This window comes from Pseudomonas sp. P116 (assembly GCF_020149425.1).
In the GTDB taxonomy this organism is placed as follows: Bacteria; Pseudomonadota; Gammaproteobacteria; order Pseudomonadales; family Pseudomonadaceae; genus Aquipseudomonas; species Aquipseudomonas anatoliensis.
Genome location: NZ_JACVHB010000003.1, coordinates 454,516 through 475,231, shown reverse-complemented (window position 1 = coordinate 475,231; position 20,716 = coordinate 454,516). Strand labels below are relative to the sequence as shown.

Here is a 20,716-nt window from a genome sequence, read left to right as displayed (position 1 = left end):
GTTGCCGAAGGCTGCGATCTTTTGACTCTGTTTTAAAGATCAAAAGATCGCAGCCTCGTTTCACTCGACAGCTCCTACGGGGGCTTGGTGGTGTGCCGATTATTTCATGTTGACCCTGGAGTAGTCCTGCCGGCCAAACGGGCTCACCGTGTAACCCTGAACGTCTTTACGCGTCAGTGCGAACGCCGTCGGGTGCGCCAGCGGCAGCCACAATGCCTGCTGCTGAATCTGCGCCTGTGCCTGCTCGTAGAGCTTGGTGCGCACACCTTGTTCGCTAGTGGTCTTGCCGGCGCTGATCAGCTTGTCGAGATCAGCGTTGCAGTAGCGGGCGAAGTTGGTGCCGGACTTGACCGCGGCGCAGGAAAACTGCGGCGTGAGGAAGTTGTCCGGGTCGCCATTGTCGCCGGCCCAGCCCATGAACAACAGATCATGCTCGCCAGCCTTGGCGCGGCGAATCAGCTCGCCCCATTCGATCACACGGATTTCCGCCTGAATGCCGATCTCTGCCAGATCCGATTGCAGCATCTGTGCGCCAAGGCTCGGATTCGGGTTGAGCAGGCTGCCCGATGGACGCGTCCAGATCGTGGTCTTGAAACCATCCTTCAAGCCGGCCTTGGCCATCAGCGCCTTGGCTTTCGCCACGTCGTGCGGGTAGCCCGGAAGGCCTTTCGCGTAGCTCCAGGTATTCGGCGGGTAAGGGCCGTTGGCCGCTTCCGCCGTGTCTTCGAACACGGCTTTGATGTAGTTGGCCTTGTCGAAGGCAAGGTTGATCGCCTGCCGCACTTCCGGTTTGTCCAGCGGCGGATGCTGGCTGTTGATGCCGACGAAGGCGGTCATGAACGCGTCAGTTTTTTCGACTTTCAGCGTCGGTTCTTTCTGCGCAGCCTGTACGTCCAAGGGTTTTGGCGACAGGGCAATCTGGCATTCATTGCGTCGCAGTTTTTGCAGGCGCACGTTGGCATCTGGCGTGATCGCGAAGATCAGCGGATCCACTGCAGGCTTGCCACGGAAGTAGTCCGGGTTGGCCTTGTAACGGACCGCGGCGTCTTTCTGAAAACGGCTGAATACGAACGGGCCGGTGCCGATTGGCTGGCTGTTGAGCTTGTCGGTGGCGTTGGCCTTCAACAGCTTGTCGGCGTATTCGGCGGAATAGACCGAGGCGAAACCCATGCTCAGCGTCGCCAGAAAAGTCGAGTCCGGGTGATCAAGCGTGAAGCGCACCGTCAGCGGATCCAGCGCGTCGATCTTCTTGATGAGTGCCGGCAACTGCATCGATTGCGCGTGGGGGAAGCCGCTTTGCGCCACTTTGTGCCACGGATTGGCTGGATCGAGCATACGGTCGAAACTGAATTTGACGTCTTCGGCAGTCAGCTCGCGGGTTGGCTTGAAGTATTCGGTTGTGTGAAATTTGACCCGCGGGTGCAATTTGAAGATATAAGTCAGGCCGTCAGTGCTGACTTCCCAACTGTCGGCCAGGCTCGGGATGACCTTGCCGCTGGCAGTGTCGAAATCAACCAGGCGGTTCATCAGCACATCGGCCGACGCATTGGTGGTGGTCAGCGAGTTGTACTGCACCACATCGAAGCCTTCAGGGCTCGCCTCGGTGCAGACGCTCAGCGCGGCGGCCTGGGCCAAGGGGCTCAGCAGGAGGGGGGCGAGCAGCAGGGTTAGGGCAGCGAGGCGCATGGTCGGTTTCCTTTCACAGATCGAAGGCCCATCTGCAAGTGCAGTCTGGAAAAGCCCTACCCTAGAGGTCGCGATTGCAAATGACTATCCCCTTTTGTGTTTTCGGGAGCGTTTTTACGCGGATGCGATGGGGGCTCGGTGCAACGAAGAGCCAGAATCGCGCATGTGAGCAGTTTTCTTCGACGAGTGGTAAAACCCCGTCCCGGCCTTTATCCAAGGCGCTCACGGGCAGAATTTACGGCTTTTTGTGGATTGATTGCACACGGAAAGTTGTTGCACCCCAGTCTTTCTGGTATAAAGCAGCGCTCTTTTCTAGGGGCCCGGTTCCTTCACTGTAGGTGTAGCCGGTAAGACCTCTAAAGAAACGCGGCGCCTGGCGCCAAATGACTGAGAGATTAAGCGGCCAACCCATGCCGGGTTGGGCATGTGGTTTTAGAGGGCTGAGGCATGTCGAGAGTATGTCAAGTTACCGGTAAGGGTCCGGTGACTGGGAATAACATTTCCCACGCAAACAACAAAACCCGTCGTCGTTTCCTGCCGAACCTGCAGCATCACCGCTTCTGGGTTGAAGAAGAGAAACGTTTTGTGCGTCTGCGCGTATCTGCCAAAGGCATGCGTATCATCGACAAGCGTGGCATCACTGTCGTGCTCGCCGAACTTCGCCGCGATGGCAAGATTTAAGGGAGCTAATCATGCGTGAATTGATTCGTTTGATCTCGAGCGCCGGTACTGGTCACTTCTACACTACCGACAAGAACAAGCGTACTACCCCGGACAAAATCGAGATCAAGAAATATGATCCGGTTGTTCGTAAGCACGTGATGTACAAGGAAGGCAAAATCAAGTAATTGATTTTTCCTGACTTACGAAAAAGGCCCGTATCTCACGATACGGGCCTTTTTTGTTTCTCAGGTTTTGTCGCGCCCGTCCATGCCTCATCGCTGGCAAGCCAGCTTCCATAGGTTTTTTGGTGACCGCATAATTTGTGAACTCCCACAATTACTGTGGGAGCTGGCTTGCCAGCGATGGGGCCAGATCAGCCAGCGAATATCCTCAGCCCTTCTGTTCAAAAATCACATAGACCTTGCGGCAAGCCTCCAGCACTTCCCAAGTGCCGCGAAAACCCGCCGGAATCACAAAGCGGTCACCGACGCGCAATGTCTTGGCATTGCCGTCGCTGTCACGCAGCACCGAAACGCCCTGAAGAATTTCGCAGTATTCATGCTCGGTGTAATTCACCGTCCACTGACCCACCGCACCTTCCCACACGCCGACACCCATCTGCCCGCACGGACTTTCATATTGATGGAACACTGCTTGCTCGGGATCGCCCTTGAGCACTTTGGCCGGGTCCGGGCGATAGCGTTCGGCTTCGCTGGTGGTCAGGCTGATGTCGACGACGTTCTGGATGTTCATTGTTGTTATCTCCCGTGAATGCGTCGCAATGGCTGGAAAAGGCCAAAGTCTATGTTGATTAAAATCAACACTGCAAGGTCGTATAGCCGCCTTATGTCAAATATATTGAAACAAACCCGGCCGCTGGTTTAGGGTGGCGGGTGCCTCGGGCCGAAATGCAGGCTGGCCGGGCAGAATTGCTGAGGACGTCGGCGAAGATCGCGCGGCGCTCGTATTCAACAAGAGGAGGACACCTGAATGACCACCCTGACTCGTGCCGATTGGGAACAACGCGCCCGCGACCTGAAGATCGAAGGCCGCGCCTACCTCAATGGCGAATACACCGACGCGGTCTCCGGCGAGACCTTCGAGTGCATCAGCCCGGTCGATGGCCGTCTGCTGGGAAAAATTGCCAGCTGTGACGCCGCCGACGCCCAGCGCGCCGTGGAAAACGCTCGCGCTACGTTCAATTCCGGCGTGTGGTCGCGCCTGGCGCCGACCAAGCGCAAAGCCACCATGATTCGCTTTGCCGGTCTGCTGAAACAGCACGCCGAAGAACTCGCCCTGCTCGAAACCCTCGACATGGGTAAGCCGATCAGCGATTCGCTGTACATCGACGTGCCGGGCGCGGCGCAAGCGCTGAGCTGGAGCGGTGAGGCGATCGACAAGATTTACGACGAAGTCGCGGCTACGCCGCACGATCAACTGGGTCTGGTGACCCGCGAGCCGGTAGGCGTGGTTGGCGCCATCGTGCCGTGGAACTTCCCGCTGATGATGGCCTGCTGGAAACTCGGCCCGGCGCTGTCGACCGGCAACTCGGTGATCCTCAAGCCGTCGGAAAAGTCGCCGCTGACCGCCATCCGTATCGCGGCGCTGGCTGTTGAGGCCGGCATTCCGAAAGGCGTGCTCAACGTCCTTCCGGGCTATGGCCATACCGTTGGCAAGGCGCTGGCCCTGCACAACGATGTGGACACGTTGGTGTTCACCGGTTCGACCAAGATCGCCAAGCAATTGATGATTTATTCCGGCGAATCGAACATGAAACGCGTCTGGCTGGAAGCCGGTGGCAAGAGCCCGAACATCGTCTTTGCCGATGCTCCCGATCTGCAAGCCGCTGCCGAATCCGCCGCCAGCGCCATTGCCTTCAACCAGGGCGAAGTCTGCACCGCCGGTTCGCGTCTGCTGGTCGAGCGTTCGATCAAGGACAAATTCCTGCCGATGGTGATCGAGGCGCTGAAGGCCTGGAAGCCGGGTAATCCGCTGGACCCGGCGACCAATGTCGGCGCGCTGGTCGATACCCAGCAGATGAACACCGTGCTGTCGTACATCGAGTCCGGTCATACCGACGGCGCCAAACTGGTGGCTGGCGGCAAGCGCATTCTTCAGGAAACCGGTGGTACTTACGTCGAGCCGACGATTTTCGACGGCGTGAGCAACGCGATGAAGATCGCACAGGAAGAGATCTTCGGCCCGGTGCTGTCGGTTATTGCTTTCGACACTGCTGAAGAAGCCATCCAGATCGCTAACGACACGCCTTACGGCCTGGCCGCTGCGGTGTGGACTCAGGACATCTCCAAAGCGCACCTGACCGCCAAGGCGCTACGCGCCGGTAGCGTCTGGGTCAACCAGTACGACGGCGGCGATATGACTGCACCGTTCGGTGGCTTCAAGCAGTCGGGCAACGGCCGCGACAAGTCGCTGCACGCGTTCGACAAATACACCGAGCTGAAGGCGACGTGGATCAAGTTGTAATGCGGTAAAGAGGGCCTGCTGAATCAGGCTCACGAGCGCTACAGAAATCCTCTGTGGGAGTGAGTTTCTGTGGTGAGGGGATTTATCCCCGTTCGGCTGCGAAGCAGTCGCTAAACCATTGCACGCGGTGTACCTGGTACATCGTGGTTGCAGGTTTTGGGGCCGCTGCGCGACCCAACGGGGATAAATCCCCTCGCCACAGGGGCTCGCTCCCACAGTGTTTTGGGTGAATACAAAAAGAATATCCACAGGAGCGTGGAACATGCGGTGGGCGACGTATTTCGCCGTGTTGGCGTCTGTCTTGAGTGTAGGCCTGGCCCTTGGGGTCAGCATGCCGTTGGTGTCGTTGCGTCTTGAGGGCTGGGGTTATGGCGCCTTTGCCATTGGCGTAATGGCGGCGATGCCGGCCATTGGCGTGTTGTTGGGCGCGAAGATTTCCAGTCATCTGGCGGCGCGTTTTGGCACGGCGAACCTGATGCGTCTGTGCTTGTGGGCCGGTGCTTTGTCCATTGGCCTGTTGGCGCTGTTGCCGAGCTATCCGATCTGGCTGGTGCTGCGCTTGATGATCGGCGTGATCCTGACCATCGTGTTCATCCTCGGCGAGAGCTGGATCAATCAACTGGTGGTCGAGCATTGGCGCGGTCGACTGGTGGCGCTGTATGGCAGCAGTTACGCGCTGAGCCAACTGTCTGGTCCTTTGCTGCTGGGCGCGCTCGGCACCGAAGATGATTACGGCTTTTGGGTCGGTGTCGCGCTGCTGATGATCTCGCCTTTGCTGTTGCTGCGCCGTAGCGGTGCGCCGAGCAGTGAAGCGAGCAGCGTGACCTTCCGCGACCTGTGGGGCTTTGCCCGCGAACTGCCGGCGATTGCCTGGGCGGTGTCCTTGTTTGCCGCGTTCGAGGCGATGATCCTGACGTTGTTGCCGGTGTATTGCCTGCAACAGGGTTTTACCGCCGAAATCGCCTTGGCGATGGTCAGTACTGTGGTGGTGGGCGATGCGCTGCTGCAATTGCCGATTGGCGCGTTAGCCGATTACCTGTCGCGGCGCACGCTGTTCACCGGGTGCGCGGTGGTGTTGATGCTGTCGAGCCTGGCGATTCCGATGTTGATCGACACGTTGCTGATCTGGCCGCTGTGGGTATTGTTTGGCGCCAGCGCAGGTGGGTTGTTCACGCTATCGCTGATCCTCATCGGTGAGCGTTATCGTGATGACGCGCTGGTGCGAGCCAATGCGCATATCGCGCAACTGTGGGGTGTTGGCTGTCTGATCGGACCGTTGGCGGCGGGGGCGGGTAGTCAGTGGATCAGCGGGCATGCGTTGCCCTGGTTGATGGCGGCGGGAGCTTTCGGGTTGGTGATTCTGGTATCCCGACAAGGTGCTTTTGGCACAGTGCAGACTGCTTAAAGTCAAAAGATCGCAGCCTGCGGCAGCTCCTACAGAGAGAATGCATTCCAAATGTAGGAGCTGCCGAAGGCTGCGATCTTTTGATCTTTAAAGCATCCGTTCCAGGCCAACGCTGGTACTGAACCACGCATTGAACCGGCGCCACCAGCTCCCCGGTTCCTTGGTCAGTGTGTGCATCTGACCGTTATCCTCAGTCACCCAGACGATATCCCCATCCTGCAATTTCGCTTCGTAACTGAGCGCCGGCGCCATGCCTTGCAGCGCCAGTTCGCGCACATGCTCGGCAAGCTGCGGACTGTCCACCAACACCCCGACTTCGGTGTTCCACAGCACTGAACGCGGGTCGAAATTAAACGAGCCGATAAACGATTTGCGCCGGTCGAAGATTATCGCCTTGCTGTGCAGGCTAGAGTCCGAGCCACGAAACGACTTACTGTAAAACACGTGCGGGCCGCTGCCGCCACCGTCTCCGGGCTGGCGTCGCAGTTCGAACAGTTTTACTCCATGCTCCAGCAGCGCCTTGCGATACGGCGCATACCCGCCATGCACGGCTGGCACATCCGTGGCCTCCAGCGAGTTGGTCAGCAGGCTTACCGAAACCCCGGCGTCGGCGCGCCCGGTCAGGTACACCAGCCCCGGCTGGCCCGGTACAAAATAGGCCGAGATCATGACCAGTTCTTTGCTGACTCCCGTAAGCTCCGGCGCCAGTTGCGTGGTCAGCAGCAATTGCGGATCCGGCTCGCCTTTGGCCAGCACCTTGCTCGGCGCATCCCACAGCGCCTGATTCCAGGCCCAGATCAGCTCATTGCGCCAGATGTCCATGCGCGGGTCGGTCTTGAACGTCATCAACTGCTGATACAGCGCGTGGTTCTGCTTGCGGGTTTCCTCCAGCGACTCTTCCAGGCGCGTACGGGTGTTCTGCAAATCCCTGGCCGTCGGTTTGCTGGAAAGAAATTCTTCAATCGGTTTGCTCAACGCGCTGTTCCAGTACTGATCGAAACTGTGCCCGAGCTGCTCGGCCACCGGCCCGACGCTGAGCATGTCGATGTCGGTGAAATTCAGATTCGGCTCGGCGTCGAAGTACTCGTCGCCCAGATTGCGGCCGCCGACGATGGCCATGCTGTTATCTGCCAGCCATAACTTGTTGTGCATCCGTCGGTGTTGCAGCGACAGGTTGAACAGTCGTCCGGCAGCCCGGGTAACGCCGGTGCTGCGTCCCAGATGCAGCGGATTGAACAGACGGATATGGATCTGCGGGTGCGCCGCCAGCGTCGCGATGATCTGGTCGAGACCGTCGCTGGTGGTGTCGTCGAGCAGAATCCGCACGCGCACGCCGCGGTCGGCGGCTTTCAGCAATTCTTCCACCAGCATCCGTGTGCTGACGCCGTCATGCACGATGTAGTACTGCAAATCGAGGCTGCTTTGCGCGTGGCGGATCAGCTCGGCACGGGCGGTGAACGCTTCGGTGCTGTTGGATAGCAGACGAAAACCGGACTGCCCCTCATGCGGCGCTGCCTGAGCCTGGATCGACCGGCCGAAAGCCGAGTCGGACGCTGGCAACGCCTGGCTCGGTTCGCGCGGTGCATTGAGGCTCGCGCAACTGCTGAGCAGGAGCACGAGAAGTAGGGGGAAAAGTAGGACCGTTCTTGATCTCAAGGAGGATCATCTCATGGCGGGTCGAAGGTCGAAGTATGGCACGGGCGTAGGACATTCTTTGTTTAGATTAAATTCACTCTGGACTTTGAGTCACCTCTGTCGATGCACGCTGAAATGGACTACGCAGTACGTCGAAAACGCTACACCTACCAGGTACCTTGAACCTACAGAAAAGCCTTTCTGAACCGGGAATGATGTGCGGGCATAACGGCCGCTCAGGACTGCGCAACGTCCTGAAACGACCTGTGTATGTACCCAATCATCAACCGGTAAATAACAATGAAAAAACTCTATGCAGCCAGTGCCTTGCTATTGGCACTGTCACCTTTTGCAGCTCAGGCCAGCACCCTCGACCTGACGGTCTCCGGCACAGTGATTCCAACGTCCTGCGTTCCGGCATTCGCCGGTGGCGGCAACGTTAATCTGGGGCGTATTTTTTCCGCCAGTCTGAGCGCGACTCAGCAGAACGATCTGCCCCCAAGGGACATCACCCTAAAGGTTGCGTGCGATGCACCGGCGGCGGTTGAAATCTCGGCGACTGACAACCGTGCCGCCACCAAAGTGTCCGGCCTGACGTTCAATGGGCGGACTTCTGACACGCTTTATTACGGTCTAGGCAGCACAAAGGGTGTAGGCATTGGCGGTTTCGGCCTGTTGACCGGCCAGCCACTGGCCGATGGCACGCCACAAACCTTCTTGGTACGCAGCCCACAAAACCGCGTATGGCGTGTACCGGCCACCGGCCTGGTATCCAACGCACCTATCTCTTATTCGTGGGGGCCAAGTGCTGCGGCGGGCCCTGCCGCTGCTCGGCTGCACACATTCCCGATGCAGGTCGCGGCAGCCATTCGCCCGACCGCCGATCTGCCGCCGACCACCGATGAGTTCCAGCTCGATGGTTCGGTGACGTTCGACGTGTTCTACCTCTGAGTCGAAAAACTGCCGAACCCATGCGGATCGCGTGATGCGCCTCGCAGGGCCTGAATAGCGTTAGCGCGTATTTTTTCGCATCAAGGTATCGGCCGAAATTGCCTGACGCATTTCGGCCGATACCCGCAGGAGAATTTCATGTATCCCCTTTTTTCTTTCCAGGTGCCTGTCGCCTTCGTGGCCGTGTGCCTGTCATTTATGAGCATCAGTAGCCATGCCGCTGGCATGGTCCCGGAAACGCCGGTTGTGGTGGTCGATCAAGCGTCGGGGGAAGCGACCCTGAATGTCCGCAACTCCGACGACCAGCCGGCATTGCTCTACAGCACCATCGAGCACATTCCCGAGGATACCGAGCTGCTGCTATTGCTCAATCCGCCGGTGGCGCGGGTGGAGCCGGGCAAAAGTCAGCAAGTGCGGTTCATTTTGCGGGACGTCGCACCGCTGAAAACCGAGCGACTGCAACGCGTGGTATTCGAAGGGATCAGCCCACGGCAAGAGGGGAGCGGCGCGCAGGTGCATCTGACCGTGCGTCAGAACATCCCGGTGATTGTCCGGCCGGCCAGTCTGGCCATCGACCGTACGCCCTGGAAGCGCTTGGTCTGGAGCGTTGCCGGCCGACAAGTTCGCGTGAGTAACCCAAGCCCGTATGTGGTCAGGCTGTCCAAAGCGGTGAGCCTGATTCCCGGTGGCGTCACGCTCGATCTGCAACGTACTTACATTTTGCCGGGCGAAGTGATGATGCTCGACACACCGTCGACGTTGGCCAGTCACGTACGGTTGTTTCCGGCGACAACGTACGGTTTTGCCGTCGACAGCTTCGACGCGCCGTTGATCGTTCAAAAATGAAACGCAGCGCACAGATCCAGCGTGTGTCTTGCGCTGTCCCCTGGTGGTTGGCGCCGATCCTCCTGATGCCTTCAGCAGCCTCGGCCCAGACGTATACCGAGTTCGACCCAGCGGTACTGGAGGCACGCGGTATCGACCCTGCCACCGCCCGGTTTTTCGGCGTTGAACCCCGTTTCACGGCCGGACGCAGTCGAGTGGCGCTTGAGGTCAACGGCAGGGCTTTGGGTTCGATTTTGGCGACGTTTGATGGCAACGGGCAGTTGTGTCTCGATACCCGGTTACTGGATCAGGCGTCCATTGCGGTGCCTTCCGGCCTGCCTGACAACGCCGAGAATGGTAGCTGTGCTCACGTCGAGGATCATCTCCCCGACGTGCAAGTACGGCTTGATCCCGGTTCGCAAAGGGTGATGCTGCTGGTGCCGACTGGTTTGCTGCTTGAACCCAAGTCTGCTGCGCGCGCCTGGCAGTCGGGGGGCAGGGCCGGGTTGTTCAACTACGACGCGCTGGTGGTGAGCGACTCCAGTCTTGGCCATTCGACCCAATATCTGAACCTTGGCACCGAGTTGGGATTCAACGCTGCCGATTGGGTGGTGCGCAGTCGGCAGAACTACACCTCATTTGCGGATACCGAGCGTTTCGATGTCCTCTATACCCAGGCTTCTCGCACATGGGAGGCGTATGCGGCGCAGGTGCAGGTCGGGCAGCTCAACATGCGTTCATCGTTGTTCGCGGGCGAGCCGTTCACGGGTATTCAAATCTTGCCGGATTCGGCCTTGGCCGGGGCCGTGCCAGAAGATGCCGGCAGCGGCTCGGTCGTGGAAGGTCATGCACCTTCGCCCGCGCGGATCGAAGTTCGGCAGAGCGGCGTGGTGGTCTATTCCACGGTGGTACCGGGCGGGCCGTTTGCACTGCGCAATTTGCCACTGTTGAGTCGCCATCTGGATCTGGAAGTTACGGTTGTGGCCGAAAGTGGTGAGCGCCACGTATTTCTCGTTCCGGCAGCCTCTTTGAGAGCCCCGACCCTGCCGGCGAAACCAGGATATGGGCTTGCGGCAGGAAAGGTCCGGCGAATGCGCAATGATGACCGCGAAGCGCCGACCTTCGTGGCGGCCAACAAAGACTGGTTGTTGGGCTCGGCGACTGGCTTCAGCGCCGGGATCATGGGTGCCGGCGACTATCGTTCCGCAGGGTGGGAATTAACGCAGGCTGTGGGCATGGGGGCGGTGGTCAGCGTGCAGCAGCTTAATTCCATGACCGTGAATTCGGGTAATGGCCGGAGGACGCAAGCGGCGCTCGGGATGCCTTTGGGCTACGGCCTGTCAGCCAGTCTCAATATGAGCCGGCGCAGCGGGGGGTTTCGTACCTTGGCGCAGACGGGGCAGGGTGCTGGAGAGGAGCTGGACCAGCAGGGCGAGCGACAATGGGGCGCCGGGGTCAACTACTCGAGTCGTGACTGGGGCGCCTTTTCCGGCTTCTGGTCAACGTATGCGGGGCAGGGCAGCACGCAACATTCGCGGATGGGGGCGACATGGTCGCAGACTTATTCCAGGGCCAACTTATCGCTCAGTGTTCAGCGCGAAAGCAGCAGCTCCGCCATGGGGGGGCGAGGTGACAGCGCCTACCTGACTGTTAGTCTGCCGCTGGGAAGCAAACGCAGACTGAGCACATTCGCCCGCCACGATGAGCACCGGGGCTCGCGCACAGGCGTGCGTTACGCCGAACAATTGAGCGACACGATGGATTACAGCATGGGCATGGAGCGTACCCAGAACGGGCAGACCGACTTCAATGCCCGGCTCAGTGCATTGCCGCGTTACACCAGCGTCGACCTTGGCTATTCGCGTAATAGCGTCGGCTCGAGCCGTTATGACGCCGGGCTGCGCGGTGGCCTGGTGCTGCACGAAGGGGGCGTGACGCTATCGCCTTATCCGGTGCGCGAGACCTTTGCGCTGGTCAAGGCAGGTGATGATGCCGGTATCCAGCTGAGCACGCCGCAAGGTCCGGTGTGGACCGATGGCGCGGGGCGGGCAGTGGCTTCCAGTTTGTCGGCGTGGCGCACCAATCGAGTCGAAATCGACACCCGCAGCCTGCCGCGCAATGTGGATGTACTCAATGGTTATCAGGAAGTCGAAGCCGGACGTGGCGCCGTGCCGCGCCTGGACTTTCCCGTAGACACCGTGCGCCGTCTGATGCTGCAGGTGCGTACGCCTGACGGTTTGCCCGTCCGTAAAGGTGCGTCGGTGGAGGATGGTCAGGGCAACTACCTGACCAGTGTGGTGGATGCCGGGCTGGTGTACCTGATCGATGCGCCAGTCCTGGTGCGGTTGCGGATCGACTCCGGCAGCGGTCAAGCCTGCGAGGTCGAGGTCGATGCACCGGCAAGCAGCGACACCGATAAACTGTATGCAACGGTCGACGCTGTCTGCCAATCAGCCGAGGGCCAGTAGCCGGATCGCCGCCGCGCCGACTTTGTGCACCGCCTCTTCAATTTGCGGCGTTGGTTTGGCGGCGTAGTTCATGCGCAGGCAATTACGGTACTTGCCCGAGGCGGAAAAGATGCTGCCAACGGCAATCTGTACGCCCTCATCGAGTAGCGCACGATTCAGTTTCAGCGCGTCGAAGCCTTCCGGCAGTTCTACCCACAACATGAAACTGCCTTGCGGGCGGCTGGCGCGCGTGCCGGCGGGGAAGTAGCGAGTCACCCAGTCGATCATTATGTCGCGATTGCGCTGGTATTGCGTACGCATCCGCCGCAAATGCGGTTCAAAGTGGCCGGACTTGAGAAACTCGGCAATGGCGATTTGCGGCTGTGGCGCGGTCGATCCGGTGCTGATGTATTTCATGTGCAGCACCCGTTCCAGATATCGACCCGGCGCCACCCAGCCGATGCGCAGCCCCGGCGCCAACGTCTTGGAAAACGAGCTGCAAAGCAGCACGCGGCCGTCTTCATCGAAGGATTTGATCGTGCGTGGGCGCGGGTAGGTGTAGGCCAGTTCGCCATACACATCGTCCTCGATGATTGCCACGTCGAAGCGCTGTGCGAGGTTGAGCAGGGCACGTTTGCGCGACTCCGGCATGATGTAGCCCAGCGGATTATTGCAGTTGGGGGTGAGCTGGATGACCTTGATCGGCCACTGCTCCAGCGCCAGTTCCAGCGCTTCGAGACTGATGCCGGTGAGGGGGTCGGTGGGGATTTCCAGGGCCTTCATGCCCAAACCCTTGAGGGTCTGCATGGCGCCGTGGAAGCTTGGCGAATCCACTGCGACGATGTCGCCGGGCTCGCAGATCGCACGGATGCTGGTGGACAGCGCTTCGTGGCAACCGGTGGTGACGACGAGGTCGCTGGCGCTCAACTGGCAGCCGGAATCGAGCATCAGCCGGGCGATCTGCTCACGCAGTTCGAGGGTGCCGTGGATGTTGTCGTAATACAGCCCGGGCATGTCCTGGCGCCGGCTGATCCGTGCCAGTCCGCGCAGCAGCGGCTTCATGGTCGGTGAGCTGATGTCGGGCATGCCGCGACCAAGTTGCACCACATCCTTGCGCGGCACCGCGCGAATCAGCTCAAGCACCTGATCCCACTGCGAGATCTCCACCGGCCGCTGCGCAGGGCGGCCGACGGCGGGCAGCTCCGGAAGCTCGCGCCCGACCGGAACGAAGTAGCCGGATTTGGGTTTCGGTGTGGCCAAACCACCGTCCTCAAGCATGCGATAAGCCTGCTGCACCGTGCTGAGGCTGACGCCATGTTCTACGCTCAAGGCGCGCACCGACGGCAGTCGATCACCAGGACGATAGAAGCCTTGTTCGATGCGCGTGCCGATCAGTTCGGCGAGGTTCACATAAAGCGTCATGGCACTGCCTCGATGCAGGTGATTCGAAAAACCAGTACAGATGCGGCGTAAATCGGCAATTCAGTAGCAGGTGTAGCAAATCTGTATGGATTTAATACAGATGAGTTGAATCTGTAATGCTTTTGCCGGCCCGCGCATCATGGAATCTCTGGCTACCCAAGTAAACAGGAGCGACAAAAATGAACGGCTTGAGCGATGTGCGGCTGACGTTACACAGTCAGGAACTGGAGGCAGGGCAGGAGGACAGTGCGTGGAACAGTGCCATGCGCAACGCACCGTCCGGCCTCAGTCGCTGGGATCTGTTCTGGCATCGTCTGCACACGCGCAAGGCATTGCTGAACATGACAAACGATCAGCTCAAGGATGTCGGGTTGTCACGGGAGCAAGCGCTGGAAGAGGGGTTGAAGCCATTCTGGCGGATCTGACACGTTGAAATGCACTCCCTGTAGGAGCTGCCGCAGGCTGCGATCTTTTGATCTTGTTTTTTCAAAGGCAAAGTCAAAAGATCGCAGCCTGCGGCAGCTCCTACAGGGCGCTACTTCATCGCAATTCCTTGAGGCGATGCCACAACATCCCCAGGGCCAACAATGGCGAGCGCAAATGCTTGCCGCCGGGGAAGGTGATGTGCGGCACTTTGGCGAACAGATCAAACCCGCCGCTGTGCTGCCCGCTGATCGCTTCGGCCAGCAACTTGCCCGCAAGGTGCGTGGCGTTCACGCCATGTCCGGAGTACGCCTGGGCGTAATACACGTTCGGTTGATCCGCGAGCCGACCGATCTGCGGCAAACGGTTGGCGCCGATGCCGATCATCCCGCCCCACTGATAATCGATTTTCACCCCGGCCAATTGCGGAAACACTTCAAGCATCTTTGGCTGCATGTACGCGCCGATGTCCTTTGGATCGCGCCCCGAGTAATGACAGGCACCGCCGAACAGCAAGCGGCGATCCGCCGAAAGTCGGTAGTAATCCAGCGCCACACGTTGGTCGCAGACCGCCATGTTTTGCGGCAGCAACTGGTGAGCTTGTTGTTCGCTCAACGGTTCAGTGGCGATGATGTAGCTGCCGGCGGGCAGCACTTTTCCACTGAGCTGCTCATTGAGGTTGTTCAGATAGGCGTTGCAGCCCAGCACCAGGGTCTTGGCGCGAACTGAACCCTGGGCGGTATGCACGCGCACTTGCGGGCCGTAATCGATGCGCGTGACGGCCGACTGCTCGAACAGTCTGACGCCCAGTTGCTGCGCTGCTGCGGCTTCGCCCAGCGCCAGGTTCAGCGGATGCAGATGGCCGGAACCCATGTCGATCAAACCACCGATGTAGCGTTTGGAACCGACCACGGTGTGCATTTCATTGGCTTGCAGCAGCCGGGTTTCGTGGCGATAACCGAGGCTGCGCAGCTCCTCGGCATCTTCGGCAAAACCTTCGAGGTCCGACGGCTTGTTGGCGAGGTCGCAGTAGCCCCAGGTCAAATCGCAGGCAATCTGAAAACGCTCGACGCGCTGACGGACAATTTCCACCGCTTCCAGGCCCATGAGTTTCATCTGCCGCACGCCATCGGCGCCGATCACGTTAGTGAACTGATCCAGCCCATGGCCAACCCCGCGAATCAGTTGCCCGCCATTGCGACCGCTGGCGCCCCAGCCGATCTTGTGCGCTTCGAGCAACACCACGCTGAGGCCACGTTCGGCCAGTTCCAGCGCAGTGTTCAGCCCGGAAAAGCCACCGCCGACCACGCACACGTCTGCAATCACCTCGCCTTGCAGCAACGGATGATCCGGTTGCGGCAGGCTGCTGGCGGCGTAATAAGAGGCAGCGTGAGGTTGGCTCGCGGTGGTGTGGGCGCGGGCAGTCATGGGCGTCATCCTGAGCGGGGTGTCGAGAAAATTTGACGGAGCATAAGCCGCACGCGCGAAGTCGGGCAACACTGGTCGGCCTGTGGTGTCTGGATCACGGCTTTTGCGGCACAATTGCCGCCTACTTCACGTCGGTCACTGTTTCGATGAGCTGCAACAGCGAGAAAATCCGCACCCTGCGTCAGCAGATCCCCACGTTCGAGTGCGTGCCGGGCTGCCACGACTGCTGTGGGCCAGTGACCACCTCGCCCGAAGAGATGGCGCGCCTGCCGCGCAAGACCCGCGCCGAGCAGGATGCGGCGATGGACGAGCTGAACTGCGTGCACCTGGGGCCGAACGGCTGCACGGTGTATGGCGAACGGCCGCTGATTTGCCGGTTGTTTGGTACGACGAAGACGTTGCCTTGCCCGAATGGGCGCGGGCCGGTGGAGCTGATTCATCCACGCGCTGAAAAGCAGATTTTCGAATACATGGCGGCGAATCGGCAGGTGTTGGTTTAGCCGGTTGAACCGCGTTGCTGCCATCGCTGGCAAGCCAGCTCCCACAGGTACGGCGGTGGATACAGATTTTGTGAACGCCACAAATCACTGTGGGAGCTGGCTTGCCAGCGATAGGGCCAGGTCAGACGCCACAAATATCAATCCGGAATCGGCAAGTTCAGGCTCTCTTTCACCTCTTCCATCACGATATAGCTCTTCGATTCACGCACATGCGGCAGCTTCAACAGAATGTCGCCGAGCAGCTTGCGGTACGACGCCATCTCGGAAATCCGCGCCTTCACCAGATAGTCGAAATCCCCTGACACCAGGTGACACTCCAGCACGTGGGGCAACTTCAGCACCGCGCGTCTGAACTCTTCGAAAGTGTCGCCGGATTTGTAGTCGAGGCTGATCTCGACGAACACCAGCAAGCTACCCTTCAAGTGCTGCGGATTCAGCCGGGCGTTGTAGCCCATGATGATCCCCTCGCGTTCCAGGCGCCGCACCCGCTCGGTGCACGGCGTGGTGGAGAGGCCGACCTTTTCCCCGAGTTCGGTAAAGGAAATCCGCCCGTCCGCCTGCAGGATCCGCAAGATGTTACGGTCGATCTTGTCCAGCTCACGTTTGGTCTGAGTGTTGGTACGCATAGGGGATGCGCCTCCGTGAAAAGGGTTTTTGCCGAGAATTCTCGCCAAATATAGGCGCTTATACAGTGAAAAGCACTGGCAAATCTTTTTTACACTGCGCGCATCATTGCTCTAACAACAGACGTACGCGGCACGCCGCGATGAGGGATACAAAAATGCGCGTTATGGTCTTGGGTAGCGGCGTCATCGGTACCGCCAGTGCTTACTATCTGGCCCGTGCCGGGTTTGAAGTGGTGGTGGTCGACCGGCAGCCAGCCGCGGCCATGGAGACCAGTTTCGCCAATGCCGGCCAGGTCTCGCCAGGCTACGCCTCGCCGTGGGCTGCGCCGGGCGTGCCGCTCAAGGCCATCAAGTGGCTGTTGCAACGCCATGCGCCTCTGGCGATCAAGGCCACCGCTGACATCGACCAGTACTTGTGGATGGCGCAGATGCTACGCAACTGCACCGCCAATCGTTACGCGGTGAACAAGGAGCGCATGGTGCGTCTGTCCGAGTACAGCCGCGACTGCCTCGACGAATTGCGCGCCGAAACCGGCATCGCCTACGAGGGGCGCAGCCTCGGTACGACTCAACTGTTCCGCACCCAGGCTCAACTGGATAACGCCGCCAAAGACATCGCCGTGCTGAAAGAATCCGGCGTGCCGTTTGAACTCCTCGACCGCGCCGGCATTGCCCGCGTCGAGCCGGCCCTGGCGGGCGTTACCGATATTCTCGCTGGTGCCCTGCGCCTGCCGAACGACCAGACCGGCGACTGCCAGATCTTCACCACGCGTCTCGCTGAGATGGCGGTGCAACTGGGTGTGGAATTCCGCTTCGGCCAAGACATCCAGAAACTCGACTTCGCCGGTGATCGCATCAACGGCGTGTGGATCGACGGCAAACTGGAAACCGCCGACCGCTACGTGCTGGCCCTCGGCAGCTACTCGCCGCAACTGCTCAAGCCGCTGGGCATCAAGGCGCCGGTTTATCCGCTGAAGGGTTACTCGCTGACCGTGCCGATCACCAACCCGGCAATGGCCCCGACTTCGACCATTCTTGACGAGACCTACAAGGTCGCGATCACCCGTTTCGACAACCGCATCCGCGTTGGCGGCATGGCCGAGATCGCCGGTTTTGACCTGTCTTTGAATCCGCGTCGGCGCGAAACCCTGGAGATGATCGTCAACGACCTTTATCCTCAGGGCGGCAATCTGGCCGAGGCGAGCTTCTGGACCGGCCTGCGTCCGACCACTCCGGACGGTACGCCGATCGTGGGTGCGACACCGTTCAAGAACCTGTTCCTCAACACTGGGCACGGCACGCTCGGCTGGACCATGGCGTGCGGATCCGGTCGTTTGCTGGCCGACCTGATGGCGAAGAAAAAACCGCAAATCAGCGCCGAAGGCCTCGATATTTCCCGTTACGGCAACAAAATTCAGGAGTCCGCAAAACATGGCAATCCAGCGCCAGCTCACCAATGAGCGCATGAGTCAGATCGTCAGCCATAACGGCACTGTGTATCTGGCCGGGCAGGTCGGCGACGACTTCGACGCCGGTATTGAACAGCAGACTCGCGAAGTCCTCGCCAACATCGAGCGTTTGCTCGATCTGGCCGGCACTGACAAGGAGCATCTGCTGTCGGCGACCATCTACCTCAACGATATCGAGGCACACTTTGCCGGGATGAACTCGGTGTGGGATCAGTGGCTGCCCAAAGGTGCTGCCCCGGCCCGTGCCACCGTTGAAGCGAAGATGGCCAAACCGAGCATCCTGGTTGAGATCTCCATCGTCGCCGCACTGCCGTAATACGTTGTAAAGATCCCTCTCCCGGCGCTGTTGGCGGTTCACGCCGTCAGCCGGTGCCGGTTTTTATTCCCATGACCGCCCAGAAGTCTGCCGCCATGCGTCCTGCCCGTGCCCTGATCGACCTTCAAGCCCTGCGTCACAACTACCGAATTGCCCGCGAAGTCACTAGCGCCAAGGCGCTCGCGGTGATCAAGGCGGATGCCTACGGCCATGGCGCGGTGCGTTGCGCCCAGGCGCTGGAAGGAGAGACCGACGGTTTTGCCGTCGCTTGCATCGAAGAGGCTCTGGAACTGCGCGCTGCCGGCATACGTGCGCCGGTGTTGTTGCTTGAAGGTTTTTTCGAAGCTGATGAGCTGGCGCTGATCGTCGAGCATGATTTCTGGTGCGTGGTGCATTCGCTGTGGCAGCTCGAAGCAATTGAGCAGGCCGCTCTGAGCAAGCCAATCACCGTGTGGCTGAAGCTTGATTCGGGCATGCACCGCGTTGGCCTGCATCCCAAGGACTACCCGGCGGCCTATCAACGTCTGCTGGCCAGCGGCAAAGTGGCGAAGATCGTCTTGATGAGCCACTTCGCCCGCGCCGACGAATTGCACGAGCAGAGCAGCGCCGATCAGGTCGCCGTGTTCGAAGCCGCGCGGCAGGGCCTCGCCGCCGAAGTCAGTCTGCGCAACTCGCCAGCGGTGCTCGGTTGGCCGCAGATCCACAGCGACTGGGTGCGCCCGGGGATCATGCTCTACGGCGCTACGCCGTTTGAAGAATCCCACACCGTGGCCGGGCGTCTGCTGCCAGTGATGACCCTCGAATCGAAAGTGATCAGCGTGCGTGAATTGCCGGCCGGCGAGCCCGTTGGCTACGGCGCCAAATTCATCACCGACAAACCGATGCGCATTGGCGTGGTGGCCATGGGTTACGCCGATGGCTACCCTCGTCAGGCGCCAACCGGCACGCCGGTTTTGGTCGCGGGCAAACGTAGCCGCATCATCGGCCGGGTATCGATGGACATGCTCTGTATCGACCTCACCGATGTGCCAGAAGCCGGATTGGGTTCGACCGTCGAGCTGTGGGGCAAAAACATCCTCGCCAGCGAAGTGGCGCAGTGGGCCGGCACCATTCCGTACCAGATTTTCTGCAACCTGCGTCGCGTGCCAAGGCTCTATTCCGAGGGTTGAGGCCGTCACGGAGCCCACGTGTTGTAAATACTGAACGCTGTCGCCATGATAACGCTCAATATTTCTACAATATCAGGAGGCTCCAGCCTTGGACGTCGGTGAACGACTGCAATCGATCCGCAAGCTCAAAGGGCTTTCCCAGCGTGAACTCGCCAAGCGCGCGGGCGTCACCAACAGCACCATTTCGATGATCGAAAAGAACAGCGTCAGCCCTTCGATCAGTTCGCTGAGGAAGGTTCTGGGCGGGATTCCCATGTCCATGGTCGAGTTCTTTTCCGAAGAGATCCTGCAGGAAATACCGACCCAGATCGTTTACAAGGCCAACGAGCTGATCGACATTTCCGACGGCGCCGTGACCATGAAGCTGGTCGGCCGCGCGCACCCGAGCCGGGCCATCGCGTTCCTCAACGAAATCTACCCGCCGGGCGCCGACACCGGCGAAGAAATGCTCACCCACGAGGGCGAGGAAACCGGGATTTTGGTGGAGGGTCGTCTGGAATTGGTGGTGGGTCTTGAAACTTTTATTCTCGAAGCTGGCGACAGCTACTACTTTGAAAGTACCAAGCCGCATCGTTTTCGTAATCCGTTCGACTTGCCTGCGCGACTAATCAGCGCAGCCACGCCGGCGAATTTTTAAACAAAGAGGCGCCAGGCCATAACGGCGAAGGCATCCGAACAGTTTTTCCACAGCGCGGTATAACCCCTTCGACTATGGGGTTGTTTCAGTGTGGCGGGCTAACCGCTATACTTGCGCCCGCCTGCGAACCGTGGCCGCAGGCGTGAATAGCCACCATTGAGGGTGAACGCGTGAACCTAATTATGAAAATGCTGGCTGCACCAGCAACCGTACTGGCCCTCTGGGCTGTCAGCGCTCAAGCTGCGACGAACGACGACATTGCCAAACGCCTCGAGCCCGTCGGCCAGGTGTGTGTGCAAGGTCAGGAATGCAAAGGGATGGAAGTGGCTGCAACTGCCGGCGGCGGTGATGCCAAGACTCCAGACTCAATCATTGCCAAACATTGCAACGCTTGTCACGGCACCGGCCTGTTGGGCGCGCCGAAAATTGGTGACACCGCAGCGTGGAAAGAACGCGCCGATCACCAGGGCGGCCTCGACGGCATCCTGGCCAAGGCGATCACCGGCATCAACGCCATGCCGCCGAAAGGTACCTGCGCGGATTGCTCGGATGCCGATCTGAAAGGGGCGATCGAGAAGATGTCGGGCCTGAAGTAGGGCGTACTGCTGATGAAAAAAACCGTCTTCGGAC

Annotated in this window: 20 protein-coding genes; 14 read left to right on the top strand and 6 right to left on the bottom strand. The window is 59.8% G+C overall.

The features are described from left to right. Nucleotides 1-99: 99 nt before the first annotated feature. Nucleotides 100-1,686: an ABC transporter substrate-binding protein gene (locus ICA15_RS12620; RefSeq protein WP_210553369.1), complete on the bottom strand. Its 1,587-nt coding sequence runs from the start codon at nucleotides 1,684-1,686 to the stop codon at nucleotides 100-102. Nucleotides 1,687-2,133: 447 nt separating this feature from the next. Between ICA15_RS12620 and rpmB the strand changes: the two genes are divergently transcribed. Both rpmB and rpmG read left to right on the top strand, forming a co-directional pair. Continuing rightward, nucleotides 2,134-2,367, top strand: a complete 234-nt coding sequence (rpmB, locus tag ICA15_RS12615; RefSeq protein WP_007920377.1) for a 50S ribosomal protein L28 — start codon at nucleotides 2,134-2,136, stop codon at nucleotides 2,365-2,367. Between the two features lie 11 nt (nucleotides 2,368-2,378). Beyond that, the gene (gene rpmG / locus ICA15_RS12610; protein WP_016772554.1) at nucleotides 2,379-2,534 is read left to right on the top strand and encodes a 50S ribosomal protein L33; all 156 of its coding nucleotides are present in this window, start codon (nucleotides 2,379-2,381) and stop codon (nucleotides 2,532-2,534) included. A 205-nt stretch (nucleotides 2,535-2,739) separates the two neighbouring features. On the opposite strand, the gene ICA15_RS12605 is transcribed toward rpmG, so the two are convergent. After that, nucleotides 2,740-3,102: a cupin domain-containing protein gene (locus ICA15_RS12605; protein WP_150616861.1), complete on the bottom strand. Its 363-nt coding sequence runs from the start codon at nucleotides 3,100-3,102 to the stop codon at nucleotides 2,740-2,742. A gap of 237 nt (nucleotides 3,103-3,339) precedes the next feature. On the opposite strand from ICA15_RS12605, the gene ICA15_RS12600 reads away from it, so the two are divergent. Together ICA15_RS12600 and ICA15_RS12595 are read left to right on the top strand one after the other, a co-directional pair. Continuing rightward, nucleotides 3,340-4,833, top strand: a complete 1,494-nt coding sequence (locus ICA15_RS12600) for an aldehyde dehydrogenase (RefSeq protein ID WP_008086799.1) — start codon at nucleotides 3,340-3,342, stop codon at nucleotides 4,831-4,833. A gap of 262 nt (nucleotides 4,834-5,095) precedes the next feature. Further along, a complete protein-coding gene (locus ICA15_RS12595) occupies nucleotides 5,096-6,238 on the top strand; it encodes an MFS transporter (RefSeq protein WP_210553370.1) in 1,143 nt (380 codons plus the stop codon). Between the two features lie 87 nt (nucleotides 6,239-6,325). On the opposite strand, the gene ICA15_RS12590 is transcribed toward ICA15_RS12595, so the two are convergent. Further along, a complete protein-coding gene (locus tag ICA15_RS12590) occupies nucleotides 6,326-7,894 on the bottom strand; it encodes a phospholipase D family protein (RefSeq protein ID WP_210553371.1) in 1,569 nt (522 codons plus the stop codon). Between the two features lie 279 nt (nucleotides 7,895-8,173). On the opposite strand from ICA15_RS12590, the gene ICA15_RS12585 reads away from it, so the two are divergent. The 3 genes from ICA15_RS12585 to ICA15_RS12575 all read left to right on the top strand — a co-directional run bounded on the left by ICA15_RS12585 (nucleotide 8,174) and on the right by ICA15_RS12575 (nucleotide 12,117). Beyond that, on the top strand, nucleotides 8,174-8,824 hold the full coding sequence (locus ICA15_RS12585; RefSeq protein WP_150616858.1) for a DUF1120 domain-containing protein: 651 nt from the start codon (nucleotides 8,174-8,176) through the stop codon (nucleotides 8,822-8,824). 138 nt (nucleotides 8,825-8,962) lie between these two features. After that, complete coding sequence (locus ICA15_RS12580; protein ID WP_150616857.1) at nucleotides 8,963-9,670, top strand: fimbria/pilus chaperone family protein; 708 nt, start codon at nucleotides 8,963-8,965, stop codon at nucleotides 9,668-9,670. Nucleotides 9,671-9,735: 65 nt separating this feature from the next. Next, nucleotides 9,736-12,117, top strand: a complete 2,382-nt coding sequence (locus ICA15_RS12575; RefSeq protein ID WP_210553372.1) for a fimbria/pilus outer membrane usher protein — start codon at nucleotides 9,736-9,738, stop codon at nucleotides 12,115-12,117. On the opposite strand, the gene ICA15_RS12570 is transcribed toward ICA15_RS12575, so the two are convergent. Next, nucleotides 12,100-13,518, bottom strand: a complete 1,419-nt coding sequence (locus tag ICA15_RS12570) for a PLP-dependent aminotransferase family protein (protein ID WP_210553373.1) — start codon at nucleotides 13,516-13,518, stop codon at nucleotides 12,100-12,102. The genes ICA15_RS12575 and ICA15_RS12570 overlap by 18 nt on opposite strands. A 179-nt stretch (nucleotides 13,519-13,697) precedes the next feature. On the opposite strand from ICA15_RS12570, the gene ICA15_RS12565 reads away from it, so the two are divergent. Beyond that, complete coding sequence (locus ICA15_RS12565; protein ID WP_150604621.1) at nucleotides 13,698-13,943, top strand: DUF1127 domain-containing protein; 246 nt, start codon at nucleotides 13,698-13,700, stop codon at nucleotides 13,941-13,943. A 115-nt stretch (nucleotides 13,944-14,058) separates the two neighbouring features. Here ICA15_RS12565 and ICA15_RS12560 read toward each other — a convergent pair whose 3' ends face one another. Continuing rightward, nucleotides 14,059-15,369: an NAD(P)/FAD-dependent oxidoreductase gene (locus ICA15_RS12560; RefSeq protein ID WP_210553374.1), complete on the bottom strand. Its 1,311-nt coding sequence runs from the start codon at nucleotides 15,367-15,369 to the stop codon at nucleotides 14,059-14,061. Between the two features lie 146 nt (nucleotides 15,370-15,515). Here ICA15_RS12560 and ICA15_RS12555 point away from each other — a divergent pair, with 146 nt between their 5' ends. Further along, nucleotides 15,516-15,869 carry a YkgJ family cysteine cluster protein gene (locus ICA15_RS12555; RefSeq protein WP_042561739.1) on the top strand — a complete coding sequence of 118 codons (354 nt, stop codon included), beginning with the start codon at nucleotides 15,516-15,518 and terminating at the stop codon, nucleotides 15,867-15,869. A gap of 137 nt (nucleotides 15,870-16,006) precedes the next feature. Here the strand turns inward: ICA15_RS12555 and ICA15_RS12550 are convergent, their stop codons facing one another. Beyond that, nucleotides 16,007-16,495: an Lrp/AsnC ligand binding domain-containing protein gene (locus ICA15_RS12550; RefSeq protein WP_003206849.1), complete on the bottom strand. Its 489-nt coding sequence runs from the start codon at nucleotides 16,493-16,495 to the stop codon at nucleotides 16,007-16,009. Nucleotides 16,496-16,650: 155 nt separating this feature from the next. Here ICA15_RS12550 and dadA point away from each other — a divergent pair, with 155 nt between their 5' ends. The 5 genes from dadA (at nucleotide 16,651) to ICA15_RS12525 (ending at nucleotide 20,682) form a co-directional block, all read left to right on the top strand. Continuing rightward, nucleotides 16,651-17,955: a D-amino acid dehydrogenase gene (dadA, locus tag ICA15_RS12545; RefSeq protein WP_150593461.1), complete on the top strand. Its 1,305-nt coding sequence runs from the start codon at nucleotides 16,651-16,653 to the stop codon at nucleotides 17,953-17,955. Beyond that, nucleotides 17,927-18,280, top strand: a complete 354-nt coding sequence (locus ICA15_RS12540) for a RidA family protein (RefSeq protein ID WP_150604618.1) — start codon at nucleotides 17,927-17,929, stop codon at nucleotides 18,278-18,280. Before dadA ends, ICA15_RS12540 begins: the two co-directional genes overlap by 29 nt. A gap of 95 nt (nucleotides 18,281-18,375) precedes the next feature. Further along, nucleotides 18,376-19,449, top strand: a complete 1,074-nt coding sequence (gene alr, locus ICA15_RS12535) for an alanine racemase (RefSeq protein WP_210553570.1) — start codon at nucleotides 18,376-18,378, stop codon at nucleotides 19,447-19,449. An 88-nt stretch (nucleotides 19,450-19,537) separates the two neighbouring features. Further along, nucleotides 19,538-20,086, top strand: coding sequence for a cupin domain-containing protein (locus ICA15_RS12530; protein WP_025112726.1), 549 nt, complete (start codon nucleotides 19,538-19,540; stop codon nucleotides 20,084-20,086). A gap of 182 nt (nucleotides 20,087-20,268) precedes the next feature. Then, nucleotides 20,269-20,682, top strand: coding sequence for a c-type cytochrome (locus ICA15_RS12525; protein WP_150593750.1), 414 nt, complete (start codon nucleotides 20,269-20,271; stop codon nucleotides 20,680-20,682). Nucleotides 20,683-20,716 lie beyond the last annotated feature (34 nt).